Source organism: Tardiphaga sp. 42S5, assembly GCF_034044155.1.
Classification (GTDB): domain Bacteria; phylum Pseudomonadota; class Alphaproteobacteria; order Rhizobiales; family Xanthobacteraceae; genus Tardiphaga; species Tardiphaga robiniae.
The window spans coordinates 5,436,114-5,452,119 of the sequence record NZ_CP139027.1; the positions used below are offsets into that span (position 1 = coordinate 5,436,114).

Here is a 16,006-nt window from a genome sequence, read left to right on the forward strand (position 1 = left end):
GGCCCAGAGCTAGCTGGCTCGCTTCACCGCGGCGGCGGTGCCACCCGGGGCGCTGACGACGCTTTGATAATGCGCAATCGGCTGCGGGCGGCCGATCAGGAAGCCTTGGATCTCCGCACAGCCCTCGGCGGCAAGAAACGACATTTGGGCGACGGTCTCGACGCCCTCGGCGATCACCGGGAGCTTCAACGAGCGGCCGAGCCCGATGATAGCGTGAACAATAGCCGCGGACTGCGGATTGTCCTCAAGCTTGGCCACGAAGGTCTGGTCGATCTTGATCTTGTCGAAGGGGAAAGCCTGCAAATAGCTCAAGCTCGAATAACCCGTACCGAAATCATCCATGGCGACGCGAACGCCCAGTTCCTTGACGGCGTGCAGGATCGCGATGGCACCAGCAAAGTCGTCGATCAGCACGCCTTCGGTGATCTCGATCTCGACACGCTTTGGGCAGAGACCGGTTTCCGCCAGAACGGCGGCGAGCGTCCCGGGTACATCGCCGCGCTGAAAATTGACCGGCGACAGGTTGATGGCGATCGACAGCGGATTGACCCAGGTCGCCGCCTCGCGACAGGCCTCGCGCACCACCCACTCGTCGATGGCGCCTATCAGACCGCTCTCCTCCGCCAGCGGAATGAACACCGTCGGCGAGATGATGCCGCGCTCGGGATGCCGCCAGCGCAGCAGAACCTCGAAGGCGACGACAGCGCCCTCGGTGGTCGCCTGCGGCTGAAAATAGAGTTGAAATTGCTTGTTCTCGACCGCCACCACGAGATCACGTTGCAGCAGTCGTTTCTCGCGGATGTGCTGATCCATCGCAGCCTCGAAGAAGCGGATGGTGCCGCGTTCCTCGGCCTTGGCCCGATCGAGCGCCAGATCCGCATGCGCAATGAGAGCTTCGATATCCCGGCCGTCCTGCGGATAGACCGAGATGCCGATACTACAGCGAACATTGACGTGCTGGCCGTCGATCTGAAACGTATTATCGAGAATGTCCGACAACCGCGCACAGAGATCTTCCGCTGTTTGCGGCTCCGCGCCGAGATGAGACACGATCGAGAAGATATCGCCACTCGGCCGTGCCAGAAATGCACCGTTGCAGGCTTGCGCCAGCCGCTTCGCCAGCTCGGCCAGTACGGCGTCTCCGGTGGCCTGGCCGTATACATCATTTGTCTCTCTGAAGCGATCGATGTCGATCCGCGCGATCGCAAACGAGCCGTGTCCCGCCGAGGCCTCTTTGAAGACGCGGGCCAGATGTTCGTTGAAGGCAACACGATTGGGCAGATCGGTGATCGGATCGTGCCGCGCGAGATGCACGATCCGCGCTTCGCTAAGTTTGCGGTCGGTGATGTCGGCGTGGGTCGCGACCCAGCCGCCATTCTTCATCGGCCGGTAGCGCACATTGATGGCGCGTCCATCCGGCAGCTCGGCGGTCTGGCTGCTCGGCACGCGATCCGCGAGCGCCGTCCGCATCTTCATCTCATAACTATCCATATCGACGAACAGCGTGCCAGCCGCCGCGCGAATTGCCAGCACCTGATCCTCGGTCGCGCCGGCGAACATTTTCGCCGGCGGGATATTGTACATGCGCATGTAGCTTTCGTTCCACAATTCGAGCAGGCCATCAGCGCTATACATGCATAGGCCCTGCTCCATATTGTTGAGCGCCGCATCGAGCTGCAGATTGCGCTTGCTCATGCTGCGGCGGGTGCGCTGATCTGTTACGGCAACGACGAGGCCCGCGATCACCACGGCGGCGGTAAAGGCCGCAATGGCCAGCGACAGTTCGATCGGCGACAGCAGACTTTGGTTCTCAGCAGCTGCGGCATTGTAGGTCAGATCGATCGCCCCCATGGCAACGAAGTGATGTACGCAGATCGCGAGCGTCAGAAGCAGTGCGGCAACGAGCAGCTTGCCGGGCCGGTCGGCGGTCTGGGCGACGAGGATCGCCAAGGCGGCAATCACCATGCCGCCAACGACCGACGCCGTCACGAGGTCCGGCATCCACTGGATGATGGCGGGGATGCGCAGCGACGCCATGCCCATATAGTGCATGCAGGCGATGCCGAGGCCGATCACCGCGCCGCCGGCCAGCGCGTTCCGTTTGGTACGATTGAACAGCGCGATGGCGAAGCCGGCCGTGGTCATCACTGCAGAGGCGACGAGCGAACAGGCGGTGATGATGAGGTCGTAGTGGAGTTCGAAACCAGGCGTGTATGCGAGCATCGCGATGAAATGCGTCGCCCATGTGCCGAAGCCGGTGACCGCGCCTGCGGTAATCAACCACGCAAGGCGCGTGTCGGGCAATGCGGTGCGCGCACGCGTGAACAGGTTGACGGCAGCAAGGCTGGAGAGAAAACACACCGCTGCCGCCAGCAGAATCTGCCGCCAGTCATGCTGCAACTCGATGCAATTCCAGACTCGTAGCATAAAGATACCAACATATGACGAGATATCGAAGCATAGCGCGTGCAACGTTCGGAATGTTTAAAACTCACGGAAAAATTGCACAGAAGAGCTGTTATTCTTAAGCCGCGATAAAGCCCGAAATATGCCGGGTATCATCGTCCATGTTTGCGGAAAAATATGCAACACATTCGGATGTACCCACCGCAAGCGCCATGGCTCAGGGGAAATCGAGCTATGGGGACGACCTGTCTCGATCAACAGCTCATCATTACGCGCTCGGATAAGGTTCCGCCGGCGCGGTGACCTGCGCGCGGCGCACGCGTTCGCGATGTGCGGTGTAGACACCGCTGGCGATGATGATTGCAGCACCGGCGAAAGTGACAGCATCGGGCACTTCGCTAAACAGGAAGAAGCCGATCAGCGTCACCCACACCAGCTGCACATAGGAGAACGGCGCCAGTACCGATGCATCCGCATAGCGGAAGGCCAATACGACAATCCAGTGGCCGACAGTAGCGGCAACGCCAATACCAACACCGAGCGCGATCTGCGTCCAGCTCGGCACGATCCAGTAGAACGGCACGATGACACTGAGCACGAGAAAGCCGGTGATCGCCGAGAACGCCATCGTGGTGATGGCGCGGTCGGCCCCGCTGATTTTGCGCGTCAGCACCAATGCGGTCGCCCAGCCCAGCGCCGAAATGATCGGAAAGATCGTACCGGGCTGAAACGCCGCGGTACCCGGCCGCACGATGATCAATACGCCCAGAAGCCCTGCGATGGTGGCGGTCCAGCGGCGCAGACCGACCTTTTCGCCGAGGAAGAGAACCGATAGCCCGGTGACGAATAGCGGCGAGATGAAGCCGGTCGCAGTCGCTTCCGCGATCGGCAGATAACCGAGCGCCATGATGAAGAAGATCGACGAACACAACAGGCCCAGCCCGCGAAATACCTGCAGCAGCGGCCGCGTCGAGCGCATCGGATTGCCCGAGGCCGGCGCCAACACGATCGGCAGCAGGATCACGACGAACACCAGAAAGCGGATCCAGGCGATCTCCACCGATGGCATGCCCGTGCGCGACAGATACTTCGCCATCGCGTCCGATGACGCGAGAAACGCCGTCGAGCAAATGATCATCAGAATGCCGCGCAGCGGCCGGTCGGTATGGCGATGCGCCGATACAGGGGCAGCAGTCTTCGGCGGCGGAACATGGCTTGTCACGAGCGGGGACCATATGCGGGCTCGTCGGTGCATGCGAGCCGAATCGAATAGGGTTCACAAAACGACGATCACGAGGCCGGGACAACTGCCGATATCAGGACACGGATATGCAGGCAGGCAAAAAAGCCTATGCAGGCTAACATCAGCCCGCCTGCGTGCAGCGCAGCATCGATTTTACCGCATACCCTACAGCATCGGCAGACTGGAAGGTTCCCGGCCGAGCGGGAATACCTTTCCAATATCAGCCAGTTCGGCCGCGCTGAGCGTCAATGCACTCGCCGCCGCGTTGTCCGCCGCATGGGCGGCCGAAGACGCCTTCGGAATTGCGAAGACCGTTGGCTGACGGATCAGGAAGGCCAGCGCCACCTGCCGCGGCGTGGCCAGATGGGCATCGGCGATCTGCTGCAGGATTTTGCCGCCCGGCGAGCGCGTCGACGGGAAATCATTATGACCGAACGGCGAATAGGCCACGACAGCGACGCCATGGCTCTCGCACCACGGGATCACGCGGTGTTCGATGGCGCGCTCCTGCAAATGATAGAGCACCTGATTGCAGGCGATGGCGCCCTTGCCTGCGAGTTTCGACAGTTCGTTGAGATCGTCGACATCGAAATTGCTGACCCCCCAGGAGGCAATCTTGCCGGCGGCCTTCAACTCTCCGAAGGCAGCGACGGTCTCGGCAAGCGGAACCTGACCGCGCCAGTGCAGCAGGTAGCAATCGAGCCGGTCGGTACCCAGCCGCTTCAGCGAGCGCTCGCAGGCGGCAATGGTGCCCTTCCGCGACGCGTTGCTCGGCAGCACCTTGGAGACCAGGAACACCTCGTCGCGACGGCGAGCGATGGCCTCTGCAATCACGAGTTCCGCGTCACCATACATTTCGGCCGTGTCGATATGGCTCATGCCGGCATCGAGGCCGGCCTGCAGCGCCCTGACCGCCGCAGCGCGGTCACTGTGGTCGATATACCAGGTGCCCTGCCCGATGACTGAGACGTCGCGCTTGGTTTGGCCGAATGGATTGTGTCGCATGGTGCGCCTCCGCCTCCCGCGGCAATGAGGCACACGGGAGTGGACTTTAGCGCATCAATTCAGAGGAGTCAGTGGCTGATCATCCACGGCCGCGCCGTCGGGAAGCTCTTGGCGCCCGAGCGGGTCTGCTTCACCAGTCGCGACGGCTTCTTGCCGGAACAGCAGCCGCAACCGGCCCCATGCGCGGCCTTGTATTCCGCCGATGTCTTCGGCGCATTGCGGCTGCGCTCGTTGGTGGCGTGCGCCTTGCGCTTGTCGGAGGGCATGCAGAAGAACGCCGGTGCGGTCAGGATTACGCGTGGCGCCTGCGTCGCGCAATGCGGACAGTTCTGCGGGTCATCGCATTCGGCCATCGGCCGCATGTCGGTGAACGGACCGCAATCGTCGCAAAGATATTCATAGACCGGCATGGCGGATATCCGTCGTTGAACCGCTGGCCTCTCCACGTCATTGCGAGGAGCGAAGCGACGCGGCAATCCAGAAAACCACAAACGAAGGAAGAACTGGATTGCTTCGCTCCGCTCGCAATGACGAAAGAAAAAGTGGCCGCGGGGTCGTGACGCCAACCCCGCAGCCGAATTGACCGCGTTACTTGTCCGGCGAGAGCGGCATCTGGATGTCGCCCTTGATGTGCTTGATCGGGCCCGCCGACGACGGATTGATGTCGAAGTCGAAGATCTGCGTCGGCAGCCACAGTGTGGCGCAGGCATTGGGCACGTCGACGACGCCGGAGATGTGGCCCTGCACCGGCGCGGTGCCGAGGATCGAATAGGCCTGCGCGCCGGAATAGCCGAACTTCTTCAGATATTCGATGGCATTCAGACAGGCCTGACGATAGGCGATATGCACGTCGAGATAATGCTGCTTGCCCTGCTCATCGACAGAGATGCCTTCGAAGATCAGGAAGTCGTTGTAGTTCGGCGTCATCGGTGACGGCTTGAACACGGGGTTCTTGATACCGTATTTCGACACGCCGTCCTTGATGACATCGACCTTGATATGCAGCCAGCCGGCCATTTCGATGGCGCCGCAGAAGGTGATTTCACCGTCACCCTGCGAGAAGTGCAGGTCGCCCATGGAGAGACCGCCGCCGGGCACATAGACCGGGAAATAGACCTTGGAGCCACGCGACAGATCCTTGATGTCGCAATTGCCGCCATGCTCGCGCGGCGGCACGGTGCGCGCGCCTTCGGCCGCAGCCTTCTCCTTCGCCTCGCCCTTCAGCCGGCCCATATGGGCAGTCGGGCCGAACGGCGGATTGGCAAGGCCGGGCACGCGGGTCGGGTTCGTCGCGATCAGCGCGGTCTCGCGCTCGTTCCAGGTGGCGAGCAGTTTCGGGTCGGGCAGACAGCCGATCAGGCCGGGATGGATCAGGCCGGCGAAGTTCACGCCCGGGATGTGACGCGACGAGGTGTACATGCCCTTGAAGTCCCAGATCGACTTCTGCGCTTCCGGGAAGTGATCGGTGAGAAAGCCGCCGCCATTCTGCTTGGAGAAGAAGCCGTTGAAGCCCCAGAGACTATCCTTCATCGGGCCGACATCGAGCAGGTCGACGACGAGGAGATCGCCGGGCTCCGCGCCCTTGACACCGATCGGGCCGGACAGGAAGTGCACGATCGACAAATCAATGTCGCGCACGTCATCGGCGCTATCGTTGTTCTTGATAAAGCCACCGGTCCAGTCATAGGTCTCGACGATGAAGTCATCGCCGGGATTGACCCATGCCACCATGGGAATGTCCGAATGCCAGCGGTTGTGAATCATGTCGTTGTCGTAGGCCGATTGCGTAAGGTCGACCTTGATCAGTGTATCTGGCATTCAATGCTCCCCTTCGGTTACTGGTCTTGGTGGTTGGACGTAAGACTGGTCAGACGGACAGGTACTTCGCGATCTGTGCCGCATCGATGCCCTCGCGGGCTTCGTCACGAACAATCTCGCCGTTCTCGATCACCAGCACGCGGTCGGCAACATCGAGCGCGAAGCTCAGCACCTGTTCGGAGACGATGATCGACAGACCCTTGGTGTCGCGGATGTGCTTCAGGGTCCGCGCCATGTCCTTGATGATCGACGGCTGGATACCTTCGGTCGGCTCATCGAGCAGCAGCACCTTCGGCTTGGTGGCGAGTGCGCGGGCGATGGCGAGCTGCTGCTGTTGGCCCCCGGAGAGATTGCCGCCGCGGCGCCCCTTCATTTCCAGCAGCACCGGGAACAGCTCATAGAGATCGCCGGGCACTTCCTTCTCGCCGGAGGCGACAAGGCCGGTCTCGATATTCTCCTTCACCGTCATGTGCGAGAAGATCATGCGGCCCTGCGGCACGTAGGCGAGGCCGCGCGCGACGCGCTCATAGCTCTTCAGCGCACCGAGCTCCTTGCCTTCCATGGTCACCGAGCCCGACTTGGTCGGCACGATTCCCATGAGGGATTTCATCAGCGTGGTCTTGCCCATGCCGTTGCGGCCCATGATGGCCACGATTTCGTTGGGTTGCACCGAGACATTCAGGCCATGCAGGACTTCGCTCTGGCCGTAAGCGACGTGGAGATCGTTGATCGCGAGCATGATGATCTCCTCAATGACCCAGATAGACTTCGATGACCTTGGGATCGTTCTGAACCTTCTCCATGGTGCCTTCGGACAGGATCTGTCCCTGATGCAGCACGGTCACCTTGTGGGCGATGTCCTCGACGAATTTCATGTCGTGCTCGATCACCAGCACCGATCGGTTCTTGATGATCGTATTGAGCAGCTCCGCCGTCTTGACGCGCTCGCTCACGCTCATGCCGGCGACGGGCTCGTCGAGCATCAGCAGGTCAGGATCCTGGATCAGTAGCATGCCGATCTCGAGCCACTGCTTCTGGCCATGCGAGAGCACATCGGCATACATGTTGAGACGATCCTTGAGGAAGATCATCTCGGCAACTTCCTCGACGCGCTCGCGCACTGCGGCGTCCCGCTTGAACATCAGCGAGCCGAACACCGAGCGACCACGCGGATAGGAAATCTCCAGGTTCTCGAAAACAGTGAGATCGTCATAAACCGACGGCGTCTGGAATTTGCGGCCGACGCCGGCCTGCACGATCTGGTTCTCTTTCAATTTGGTGAGTTCGGTGCCGCGAAACTGGACCGAGCCCGACGTGGCTTTGGTCTTGCCGCAGATCAGATCGAGCACCGTGGTCTTGCCCGCGCCGTTGGGGCCGATAATGACGCGGATCTCGTTCTCCTCGACGTAGAAGGAGAGATCGTTGACCGCCTTGAAGCCGTCGAAGGAAACGGTGAGCCCTTCGACCGCGAGCAAAAATTCCTTGGGCTGATGTCCGATGAGCATGATGTCCCCTTACTCGGCCGGCGCGCCGTCGGCGGCGGATTTGATGGCCCAGGCCTTCTTGGATTTCGACGAGCGCATGGCGATCAAGCGGTCGATGTGGCGCGACACGTGATCGCGCCAGATGCCGGACAGGCCGTTCGGGAAGAACAGCACCACGGCAATGAACAGACCGCCGAGACCGAACAGCCAGAGTTCCGGGAAGGATTCCGACAGCATCGTCTTGGCGTAGTTCACCAGCAGCGTGCCGTAGACCGCGCCGAAGATGGACATGCGGCCGCCCACGGCCGTGTAGATCACCATTTCGATCGACGGCACGATGCCGACGAAGGACGGCGACATGAAGCCGATCTGCAGCGTGAACATGGCACCACCGATCGCCGCAAACATTGCCGCGGCACAGAAGGCGAAGATCTTGAAGTTGGCGACGCTGTAACCGGAGAAACGGACGCGGTCCTCCTGTTCGCGCATCGCCACCAGGATGCGACCGAGCTTGGTCAGCCGGATGAACTGAGCGGTGATGATGCAGGCGAACAGCACGAAAACTTCGAAGAAGTAGAGGATGACCTTGGCGTGATCGGTGCGGATGTCCCAGCCGTTCAACGTGCGCAGGTCGGTCATGCCATTGATGCCGCCAGTGTAACCCTGCTGGCCGATGATCAAGATCGTTGCAATCGCCGCGATGGCCTGGGTGATGATGGCGAAATAGACGCCGCCGACACGCCGCTTGAACATCGCCGCGCCAATGATGAAGGCCAGCAGCGTGGGCACCACGAGAATGGCGATGATGGTCAGCGTCAGCGAGTGAAACGGCTTCCAGAACATCGGCAGCGCCGTGATCTGGTTCCAGTCCATGAAATCCGGAATGCCGGGGGTCGACTGGATCTTAGTATTGGCGACGCTGGAGGCTTCCAGCTTCAGGAACATCGCCATGCAGTAGCCGCCAAGGCCGAAGAACACGCCCTGCCCGAGGCTTAGGATGCCGCCATAACCCCAGCACATCACAAGGCCCAAGGCGACGAAGGCATAGGTCAGATATTTGGCGACGAGGTTGAGACGAAACACATCGAGAAACAGCGGCAGGATCACCGCGAGCAGCAGCAGCAGCGACAGGAAACCGAGAAGCTCCGAGCGGTTGAAGAAGCGTGAATTGATCATGTGATGATTGCCCTGCTCTGTCTGTACTGCACGCGCTTACTTGCGGACCTTGAGGGCGAACAGGCCCTGCGGCCGGATCATCAGGATCGCGACGATGGTGAGCAGCGTCAGCACTTTGGCCATCGAGCCGGACATGAAGAACTCCATGGTCGACTGCGCCTGGGAGATGGTGAAGGCCGAGGCAATGGTGCCGAACAGGCTGGCCGCGCCGCCGAATACCACGACGAGGAACGTGTCGACGATGTAGAGCTGGCCGGAGGTCGGGCCGGTCGAACCGATCATGGTGAAGGCGGAGCCCGCGATCCCCGCGATGCCGCAGCCGAGGCCGAAGGTGTAGCGGTCGACCTTCTCGGTATTGATGCCGACGGCGCCGGCCATCACGCGGTTCTGCACCACGGCGCGAACCTGACGACCCCAACGCGACTTGTACATGATGTAGGCCACGACCATGGTGATCCCCAGCGTCAGCACCATCACGAAGATGCCGTTGATCGGCACTTCGATCGTATCGGTGACCTGCTTGGAGCCCATCATCCATTGCGGCAGTTCGACACCGACTTCGCGCGCACCGAACACCGAACGATAGGCCTGCTGCAGGATCAGGCTGAGGCCCCATGTCGCCAGCAGCGTATCGAGCGGACGCTTGTAGAGATGCCGTATCAGCCCCCATTCGACCAGCATCCCCAGCGCACCTGAGGCGATGAAGGCCAGGACCATGGCGACGAAGAAATAGCCGGAGAACAGTAACGGCAGGTGCGACTGGAAGAAGCTCGACGTCAGCCAGGTAACGTAGGCGCCGAGGATCATGAATTCGCCATGCGCCATGTTGATGACGCCCATCTGCCCGAAGATGATTGCGAGGCCGAGTGCCATCAGCACATAGACCGAGAACAGGATCAGGCCGGCAAAGCCCTGCATTGCAAAGATAGCGCCAAGGTCGCCAATCGAATAGTCGCCGAACATCGATCCGTCCTCCGTCAGGGAAAGGGTCCCGCGCCGCGCGATGAGACGCGACGCGGGGTTGTCGTGCGCGGATAGGTCGTCCGCACCAGGGAGAAGCTGCGCGGAGGCACGCTCCGCGCTTGAGGAGGAAGGCTTACTGGTAGCCCTTCGGGAACGGATCCGGCTCGATCAGTTCGGGCGTCTCGTAGACGACCTTGAACTGGCCATCGAGCTGGGCCTGGCCGACGCGGGCCTTGGACCACAAATGGTGGTTCGGATGGACCTTGACGTAGCCTTCCGGCGCCTTGGTGAATTCGATACCGGCAGACGCAGGTGCGATCTTGTCGATATCGAAGCTGCCGGCCTTCTCGACCGTCATTTTCCAGAGCCACGGGCCGAGATAGGCGGCCTGCGTCACGTCGCCGATCACGGTCTTCTCGCCCCACATCTTCTTGAAGGCGGCGACGAATTCCTTGTTGTTCGGATTATCGAGCGACTGGAAGTACTTCATACAGGCATAGGCGCCCGCGATGTTCTCGCCGCCGATGCCGTCGATCTCGTCCTCGGTGACCGAGATGGTCAGCATGGTCTGCTTCGACAGGTCGATGCCGGCCGCCTTGAGCTGCTTGTAGAAGGCGACGTTGGAGCCGCCGACGACCGCGGCATAGATCACGTCCGGCTTGGTCAGCTTGATCTTGTTGATCACCGAGTTGAACTGGGTGTGGCCGAGCGGGAAGTATTCTTCGCCCGACACCTTGCCGCCGAGCTTGCCCTCGATGTGCTTGCGGGCGATCTTCATCGACGTGCGCGGCCAGATATAGTCCGAGCCGATCAGATAGAAGCTCTTGCCGTTCTTGGTCTTGGAGACCCAGTCGAGGCCGGCGAGGATCTGCTGGGTGGCTTCCTGACCGGTATAGATCACGTTCTTGGACTGCTCGAGACCTTCATAAAAGGTCGGGTAGTAGAGCATGCCATTGTACTGTTCCATGACCGGCAGCACCGCCTTGCGGGAGGCCGAGGTCCAGCAGCCCATGATGGCGGCGACCTTGTCATTGACCAGCAGCTTCTTGGCCTTTTCAGCGAAGGTCGGCCAGTCCGAGGCACCGTCTTCCTGGATGAACTTGATCTTGCGGCCGAGCACGCCGCCCATGGCGTTGATCTGGTCGATGGCGAGCTTTTCAGCCTGCACCGAGCCGGTTTCCGAGATCGCCATCGTACCGGTGACCGAGTGCAAGATGCCGACGGTGACTTCCGTATCGGTAACCGCAAGGCCGGTGGTATTAATGGCCGAGGTGGCCGGCGCCTGCGCAAAAGATGTGCGCGGAAGCAGCGACATTGCCGGCAAAGCCGCCATGCCCATCAGCAGTTTACGCCGCAATGGCGAGTGCAAGCCCGGTTTCTTCTCGTCTGACATTTCAACCCCACTGGTTCGAGTACGCCTATTGGTGAGGCAAGCATTGCTGAACTTGTGCGGTGCACGGATACGCGAGATCGCGTATACTGCACCGCAAAATGCCGACGTAGGTTTTTGCATCACGCAAACATGCGTAGTTTGACAGGGTCAGGAGCGGAGTAGTGGCAGGGCGGCAGCGTATCGACCGCGTGAGACGCCAGTACAATCAATGGGTCGCCAACCAGACCCTCGAGGATTACGCACTCCGCTTTACGGCGAAGAGCGCCAGGCGCTGGTCCGCCGCGCGGGTCGCCAACACGGCATTAGGCGCCATTTCGTTTCTCGCCCTCGAGGCCATCGGCGGCACCATCACCATCAATTACGGCATGACCAACGCCACGGCAGCGATCCTGGTGGTCAGCGTCATCATCTTCTGCTGCGGATTGCCGATCGCGTATTATGCCGCAAAATGCGGCATTGATATCGATCTCCTCACCCGCGGTGCCGGTTTCGGTTATATCGGCTCGACTGTTACCTCGCTGATTTATGCGTCTTTCACCTTCATCTTCTTCGCCATCGAGGCGGTCATCCTCGCCTCGGCACTGGAGATGTGTTTCGATATTCCGCGCCCCATCGGCTACCTGATATCGGCTGTGGTCATCATCCCGCTGGTGACCCATGGCATCACACTGATCAGCCGCTTCCAGCTCTGGACCCAGCCGATCTGGCTGGTGCTCAACCTGCTGCCTTTCGCAGCCATCGCCTATGCCAGCCGCGACTCCTTCGTGGCCTGGACCAAATTTCCGGGCGACCACGGCAGCGCCGCCGGTCATCTCGATCTCCTCCTGTTTGGCACGGCCGCTTCGGTCGTATTCTCGCTGGTCGCGCAGATCGGCGAACAGGTCGACTTCCTGCGCTTCCTGCCGCGCGATCGCCGCAGCTCGCGTGCGAGCTGGTGGGTGGCGCTGCTGTGCGCGGGCCCGGGCTGGATCATTGTCGGCGCAATCAAGCTGCTGGCCGGTTCGTTCCTCGCCTATTTCGCACTGACCCACGGCGTTTCGGCCGAGCACGCCGCCGAGCCCGCGCATATGTATCTCGAAGCGTTTCGCTATGTGCTGTCGCAGCCTGATCTGGCGCTCGCCTTGACAGGAACCTTCGTGATCCTGTCGCAGCTCAAGATCAACGTCACCAACGCCTATGCGGGCTCGATCGCCTGGTCGAACTTCTTCTCGCGCCTCACCCACAGCCATCCCGGCCGCGTGGTCTGGCTGGTGTTCAATGTGCTGGTCGCGCTGCTGCTGATGGAAATCGGCGTCTACAAGGCGCTGGAGCAGACGCTGGCGCTGTATTCGAACGTTGCGATTGCATGGGTCGGCGCGCTGGTGGCCGATCTCGTCATCAACAAGCCGCTCGGGCTGCGCCCGCAGCAGATGGAATTCAAACGCGCGCATCTCTACGACATCAACCCGGTTGGCGTCGGCGCGATGCTGGCAGCAACCGTGATGTCGGTCAGCGCCTTCTATGGCCTGTTCGGGCCCACGGCCAAGGCGCTATCGCCTTTCGTGGCGCTGATCACCGCGCTCGCCACCGCCCCCATCATCGCCTTCGCGACAGGCGGGAAATACTACATTGCCCGCAAGCCGAAGCGCGCCTGGCAGAACATGGCAGCGATCCAGTGCTGTATCTGCGAACATTCGTTCGAGCCCGAGGACATGGCCCACTGCCCGGCCTATGCCGGCCCGATCTGCTCACTGTGCTGCTCGCTCGATGCGCGCTGCCACGATCTCTGCAAGCCGCATGCGCGGATCGACGCACAGATGTCGGCGACGTTCGGCAAATTGCTGCCGGAGCCGATCCTGGCCCGGCTCAATTCGCAGCTCGGCCATTATCTTGGCGTGTTCATGATCGCTGCCGGTCTCGTCGGCCTGACGCTGGGACTGATCTATCTGCAGACCTCCGCCGCATCGCCGGGAGACAGTGCGCAGGTCTCGGAAGTGCTGTGGAAAGTGTTCTTCGCGCTGGCGATCATCATCGGCGTGGTGGCATGGCTATTCGTGCTGGCCAAGCAAAGCCGCCGCGCGGCTGAAGCTGAGACCAAGCGGCAGACCACCCTGCTGATGCAGGAAATCGACGCCCACAAGCGCACCGACGCCGAATTGCAGCGCGCCAAGGAAGTCGCCGAATCCGCCAACCTCGCCAAGAGCCGCTACGTGGTCGGCCTCAGTCATGAATTGCGCTCGCCGCTCAATGCCATCAGTGGCTATGCGCAGCTCCTGGAGCAGGACGAGAGCCTGCAGACGCGCCCACGCGATCAGGTTCGCGTGGTCAAGCGCAGCGCCGACCATCTCTCCGGCCTGATCGACGGCATTCTGGATATTTCAAAGATCGAGGCGGGGCGCCTCTATCTGTCGCGTGACGAAGTGCGCCTCACCGACTTCCTCGATCAGCTCGTCGGCATGTTCCGCCTGCAGGCCGCAGCCAAGGGCATCGACTTCGTATTCCGACGGCCGAACATCCTGCCCACCGTCGTCTATGCCGATGAGAAGCGGTTGCGCCAGATTCTGATCAACCTGCTCTCCAATGCCATCAAGTTCACCCAACACGGCAGCGTGCAGTTCGTGATCCATTACCGCAGCCCCGTCGCCGAATTCGAAATCATCGACACCGGACCAGGCATCCGGCCGGATGATCTCGAGCTGATCTTCGCGCCGTTTGAGCGTGGCGCGCTCGGCGCGGCGCAGCCGCATACGGGCACCGGTCTGGGTCTCACGATCTCGAAACTGCTTGCGGGTGTGATGGGCGGCGATATCCGCGTTAGCAGCGAGGTCGGCACCGGCAGCACGTTCCGCGTCAAGATGCTGTTGTCCGAAGTGACCAATCCCACCCGTATCGCGCCGGTGGACGCGCCGATCTATGGCTATCACGGTATCAGAAAGACCATTCTGGTCACCGACGACGATCCAACGCAGCGCGATCTGCTGCGTCAGGTGCTGACGCCGCTGGGCTTCATTCTTCTGAGCGCGCCCGATGGCCAAGCCTGCCTCAGCCTCGCCCAGCATTGCCGCCCCGATCTGTTCCTGCTGGATATTTCCATGGCCAGCATGGACGGCTGGACCGTCGCCGAGAAGCTACGGTCGTCGGGCCACCATCAGGCGCGTATCCTGATGGTCTCGGCCAGCGCGCTGGAAGCCCATGGCACGCCGCTCGCCCAGCCATTCCATGACGGCTACCTGATGAAGCCGATCGAACTGCCGCGGCTGCTCGAACAGATTGGACAACTCCTGAAGATCGAATGGCAATACGAACGCGACGAAGTGGCACCGCTGCCGCAATGGACGCCCAATAGCGGCGCCCGGCCGCCCGTGCATCATGTAGAGGAACTCATTAGCCTTGGGCAGATGGGGCACATCCGCGCCATCCAGCTGAAGCTCGACGAAATCGGCAATGAACACCCCGAACATGCCGACTTCGTCGCGCAGATGCGCTCGCTGATCGATCGCTTCGACCTCGATCAATACATGGCCACTTTGAAGACGCTATACACCTATGACCACTGAATCGAAAAAACGCGACGTCGCGCTGGTGGTCGACGACTCGCCGGAAACATTGCGGCTGCTAACTGATGCCTTGGACGGCGCCGGCATGACCGTGATGGTGGCCATGGATGGCGCCGCCGCCATGCGCATTGTCGAGCAGATCACGCCGGACATCATCCTGCTGGATGCCGTCATGCCGGGGATCGACGGCTTCGAAACCTGTCGCCGGCTAAAGCGCGACGCGGGCCTCGGCGACGTGCCCGTGATTTTCATGACCGGGCTGTCCGAGACCGAACACATCGTGCGCGGCCTTGAGGCGGGCGGCGTCGATTACGTCACCAAGCCGATCATCATCGAGGAAATGCTAGCGCGGATCCGCGTGCATCTCGCCAATGCGCGGCTGACGCAGAGTGCGCGCACCGCGCTCGATGTCTCCGGGCGCTTCCTCCTTGCCGTGAGCAACAAGGGCAATATCCTGTGGGCCACGCCGCAGGCGCAGAAATTGCTCAGCGATCACCTGATCGCCGCCCCCAATGATGAATTGCTGCTGCCACCAGTCATGATGCAGTGGCTCGAGCAGATGCAGCGGCCGGGCGCCAAGCCGGCACCGTCATCGGGCTTTCCGAGCAACGAGCTGCTACGTCTGCAATATATGGGGAAAGTCGGCTCCGACGAATTCCTACTCCGGCTCGCCAAGGAAAACGCGCCAACCGCTCCCGCTGAATTCAGCAAGGAGCTTGGCCTCACCGGCCGCGAGGGCGAAGTGCTGTCCTGGCTCAGCAAGGGCAAGAGCAACCGCGATATCGCGCAGATACTCGGCCTCTCACCGCGCACCGTCGACAAGCATCTCGAGCAGATCTACGCCAAACTTGGCGTCGAGAACCGTACCGCGGCTGCGGCAATTGCGGTGAATGCGAGCCACAGACGGCAATAGCTTCAACCCGTCATTCGGATAGTTCGGCTCCCTCTTCAATTGATTTGATGCTGCGCTGCACGAGCGGCA

The 16,006-nt window shown here is 61.3% G+C and carries 12 protein-coding genes; 2 read left to right on the plus strand and 10 right to left on the minus strand.

Annotated elements, in window-relative coordinates; genetic code table 11:
* Positions 1-9 precede the first annotated feature (9 nt).
* The 10 genes from SFY93_RS25385 to urtA form a co-directional block, all read right to left on the minus strand.
* Positions 10-2,427 (minus strand): bifunctional diguanylate cyclase/phosphodiesterase, encoded by a 2,418-nt coding sequence (locus SFY93_RS25385; protein WP_320445043.1) that lies wholly within the window; start codon positions 2,425-2,427, stop codon positions 10-12.
* A gap of 247 nt (positions 2,428-2,674) precedes the next feature.
* A complete protein-coding gene (locus tag SFY93_RS25390; protein ID WP_414716979.1) occupies positions 2,675-3,628 on the minus strand; it encodes a DMT family transporter in 954 nt (317 codons plus the stop codon).
* Between the two features lie 186 nt (positions 3,629-3,814).
* Positions 3,815-4,654, minus strand: coding sequence for an aldo/keto reductase (locus SFY93_RS25395; protein ID WP_184518860.1), 840 nt, complete (start codon positions 4,652-4,654; stop codon positions 3,815-3,817).
* A gap of 68 nt (positions 4,655-4,722) precedes the next feature.
* Positions 4,723-5,064 carry an FmdB family zinc ribbon protein gene (locus tag SFY93_RS25400; RefSeq protein WP_184518863.1) on the minus strand — a complete coding sequence of 114 codons (342 nt, stop codon included), beginning with the start codon at positions 5,062-5,064 and terminating at the stop codon, positions 4,723-4,725.
* A 178-nt stretch (positions 5,065-5,242) separates the two neighbouring features.
* Positions 5,243-6,472 carry a formamidase gene (gene fmdA, locus SFY93_RS25405; RefSeq protein ID WP_093756657.1) on the minus strand — a complete coding sequence of 410 codons (1,230 nt, stop codon included), beginning with the start codon at positions 6,470-6,472 and terminating at the stop codon, positions 5,243-5,245.
* A 49-nt stretch (positions 6,473-6,521) separates the two neighbouring features.
* A complete protein-coding gene (urtE, locus tag SFY93_RS25410) occupies positions 6,522-7,211 on the minus strand; it encodes an urea ABC transporter ATP-binding subunit UrtE (protein WP_068735526.1) in 690 nt (229 codons plus the stop codon).
* A gap of 10 nt (positions 7,212-7,221) precedes the next feature.
* The gene (gene urtD, locus SFY93_RS25415) at positions 7,222-7,977 is read right to left on the minus strand and encodes an urea ABC transporter ATP-binding protein UrtD (protein ID WP_068735525.1); all 756 of its coding nucleotides are present in this window, start codon (positions 7,975-7,977) and stop codon (positions 7,222-7,224) included.
* Positions 7,978-7,986: 9 nt separating this feature from the next.
* Positions 7,987-9,132 carry an urea ABC transporter permease subunit UrtC gene (gene urtC, locus SFY93_RS25420; RefSeq protein ID WP_320445044.1) on the minus strand — a complete coding sequence of 382 codons (1,146 nt, stop codon included), beginning with the start codon at positions 9,130-9,132 and terminating at the stop codon, positions 7,987-7,989.
* A gap of 36 nt (positions 9,133-9,168) precedes the next feature.
* Positions 9,169-10,095, minus strand: a complete 927-nt coding sequence (urtB, locus tag SFY93_RS25425; protein ID WP_320445045.1) for an urea ABC transporter permease subunit UrtB — start codon at positions 10,093-10,095, stop codon at positions 9,169-9,171.
* 133 nt (positions 10,096-10,228) lie between these two features.
* Positions 10,229-11,488: an urea ABC transporter substrate-binding protein gene (urtA, locus tag SFY93_RS25430; RefSeq protein ID WP_089265234.1), complete on the minus strand. Its 1,260-nt coding sequence runs from the start codon at positions 11,486-11,488 to the stop codon at positions 10,229-10,231.
* Between the two features lie 161 nt (positions 11,489-11,649).
* On the opposite strand from urtA, the gene SFY93_RS25435 reads away from it, so the two are divergent.
* Positions 11,650-15,024, plus strand: coding sequence for a hybrid sensor histidine kinase/response regulator (locus tag SFY93_RS25435; RefSeq protein WP_320445046.1), 3,375 nt, complete (start codon positions 11,650-11,652; stop codon positions 15,022-15,024).
* Entirely contained in the window at positions 15,014-15,937 is a 924-nt protein-coding gene (locus tag SFY93_RS25440; RefSeq protein WP_089265236.1) for a response regulator, read from the plus strand. Before SFY93_RS25435 ends, SFY93_RS25440 begins: the two co-directional genes overlap by 11 nt.
* Positions 15,938-16,006 lie beyond the last annotated feature (69 nt).

Coding starts and splice junctions, on each gene's coding strand:
- SFY93_RS25385 (WP_320445043.1), bottom strand. CDS start 2,427: ATGCTACGAGTCTGGAATTGCATCGAGTTGCAGCATGACTGGCGGCAG.
- SFY93_RS25395 (WP_184518860.1), bottom strand. CDS start 4,654: ATGCGACACAATCCATTCGGCCAAACCAAGCGCGACGTCTCAGTCATC.
- SFY93_RS25400 (WP_184518863.1), bottom strand. CDS start 5,064: ATGCCGGTCTATGAATATCTTTGCGACGATTGCGGTCCGTTCACCGAC.
- fmdA (WP_093756657.1), bottom strand. CDS start 6,472: ATGCCAGATACACTGATCAAGGTCGACCTTACGCAATCGGCCTACGAC.
- urtE (WP_068735526.1), bottom strand. CDS start 7,211: ATGCTCGCGATCAACGATCTCCACGTCGCTTACGGCCAGAGCGAAGTC.
- urtD (WP_068735525.1), bottom strand. CDS start 7,977: ATGCTCATCGGACATCAGCCCAAGGAATTTTTGCTCGCGGTCGAAGGG.
- urtC (WP_320445044.1), bottom strand. CDS start 9,132: ATGATCAATTCACGCTTCTTCAACCGCTCGGAGCTTCTCGGTTTCCTG.
- urtB (WP_320445045.1), bottom strand. CDS start 10,095: ATGTTCGGCGACTATTCGATTGGCGACCTTGGCGCTATCTTTGCAATG.
- urtA (WP_089265234.1), bottom strand. CDS start 11,488: ATGTCAGACGAGAAGAAACCGGGCTTGCACTCGCCATTGCGGCGTAAA.
- SFY93_RS25440 (WP_089265236.1), top strand. CDS start 15,014: ATGACCACTGAATCGAAAAAACGCGACGTCGCGCTGGTGGTCGACGAC.